Genomic DNA, 1,962 nt, shown 5'->3' with positions numbered 1-1,962 from the left:
TCCAGGAGGGCCTCGCCCTCCTGGCGGATGGGTTCCAGGGAAGGCGGCGCCTTCCCTGGTGGATGGGGTCCGGGGAAGGCAACGCCTTCCCCGCTGCCTCAGGCCGCCGCCGGCATCCGCTCGCCCGTGACGCTCAGCGCGACGGCTTCGGCGACGCGGATGCCGTCCACGCCGGCCGAGAGGATGCCGCCCGCGTAGCCCGCGCCCTCGCCGGCCGGGAAGAGGCCGCGCGTGTTGACGCTCTGGCAGTCCTCGCCGCGCCGGATGCGGATGGGCGAGGAGGTGCGGGTCTCGACGCCGGTCAGCACCGCGTCCGCCATGGCGAAGCCGCGTATCTGGCGGTCGAAGGCGGGCAGGGCCTCGCGGATCGCGGCGATGGCGTAGTCGGGCAGGGTGGTGGCGAGGTCGGTGGGCGTGACGCCGGGGCGGTAGGAGGGGATCACCTCGCCGAGCGCCGTGGAGGGCCGGCCGGCCAGGAAGTCGCCCACGCGCTGCGCCGGGGCGCGGTAGTCGCCGCCGCCGGCCGCGAAGGCGGCGGATTCCCAGCGGCGCTGGAAGTCGATGCCGGCCAGCGGCCCGCCCGGGTAGTCGGCGGGGGTGATGCCGACGACGATGCCGGCATTCGCGTTGCGCTCGGCGCGCGAGTACTGGCTCATGCCGTTGGTGACGACGCGGCCGGGCTCCGAGGTGGCGGCGACCACCGTGCCGCCGGGGCACATGCAGAAGCTGTACACCGAGCGGCCGCCGGCGCCGTGATGGACCAGCTTGTAGTCGGCAGCACCCAGCAGCGGGTGGCCGGCGCTCTCGCCGAAGCGGGCGCGGTCGATCAGCCCCTGCGGGTGCTCGATGCGGAAGCCGATGGAGAAGGGCTTGGCCTCGACGAACACGCCCGCGTCGAGCAGCGCGGCGAAGGTGTCGCGCGCGCTGTGGCCGATGGCGAGGACGACGCGGTCGGTGGCGATGTGTTCGCCATCCGCGAGATGCACGCCGCGCACGGCGCGCGTGCCGTCCGGGGCGGTCGCGACGTCGAGAGATTCGACGCGCGTGCCGAAGCGGTACTCGCCGCCCAGCGCCTCGATCTGCGCGCGGATGCCTTCCACGACGGTGACGAGCCGGAAGGTGCCGATATGCGGCTTGGAGACGAAGAGAATTTCCTCCGGCGCGCCGGCCTTGACGAACTCCTCCAGCACCTTGCGGCCGTGGTGGTGCGGGTCCTTGATGCCGCTGTAGAGCTTGCCGTCGGAGAAGGTGCCGGCGCCGCCCTCGCCGAACTGCACGTTGGATTCCGGCGTGAGGACGGAGCGGCGCCAGAGCGCCCAGGTGTCCTTGGTGCGCTCGCGCACCACCTTGCCGCGTTCGAGGACGATGGGGCGGAAGCCCATCTGCGCGAGGGTGAGGGCGGCGAGCAGGCCGCAGGGGCCGGCGCCGATCACCACCGGGCGGCTGGCCAGCGTCTCCGGCGCGCGGGCGACGAAGCGGTAGCGCGTGTCGGGGGCGGGGCCGATATGCGGGTCCCGCGCGAGGCGGCGCAGCAGTTCGGCCTCGCGCCGCACGGAGACGTCCACCGTGTAGATCAGGGCGATCGCCGACCGGCGGCGCGCGTCGTAGCCGCGCCGCGCCACCTTGAGGTCGAGCAGGTCGGCAGCGGGGATGCCGAGGCGGGCGAGCGCGGCGGCGCGCAGGGCCGGCTCGGGGTGGTCGAGCGGCAGCTTGATCTCGGTGATACGCAGCATGAACGGGTTCCGGCGGGCGAGGTCGGTCGGTGCCCAGCATATGGGATCGGCCGCGCCGCGTGCCACGCAACGGCGCGGGGAGGCGTGCGAGCGGGGCGCGGGACTGCGCAGCGTGGCGCAGCGTGCGATAAACCGGCGGGGAGGGCTCCGCCCTCCCCGAACCCCTCCGGCGAGGGGCGCCGCCCCCCAATCTCCCTTGGCGATCCCCGCCGGGGGCGAAGCCCCCCGG

The 1,962-nt window shown here is 74.5% G+C and carries 1 protein-coding gene; it reads right to left on the bottom strand.

The window, feature by feature from the left end:
* Positions 1–98 precede the first annotated feature (98 nt).
* The gene (locus M0638_RS28100) at positions 99–1,733 is read right to left on the bottom strand and encodes an NAD(P)/FAD-dependent oxidoreductase (RefSeq protein WP_248670261.1); all 1,635 of its coding nucleotides are present in this window, start codon (positions 1,731–1,733) and stop codon (positions 99–101) included.
* Positions 1,734–1,962: the final 229 nt, after the last annotated feature.

This window comes from Roseomonas acroporae, from assembly GCF_023223525.1.
Lineage (GTDB): Bacteria > Pseudomonadota > Alphaproteobacteria > Acetobacterales > Acetobacteraceae > Roseomonas_E > Roseomonas_E acroporae.
The sequence above is the reverse complement of the archived record's forward strand: the minus strand, read 5'-3'. Positions and strand labels throughout refer to the sequence as shown.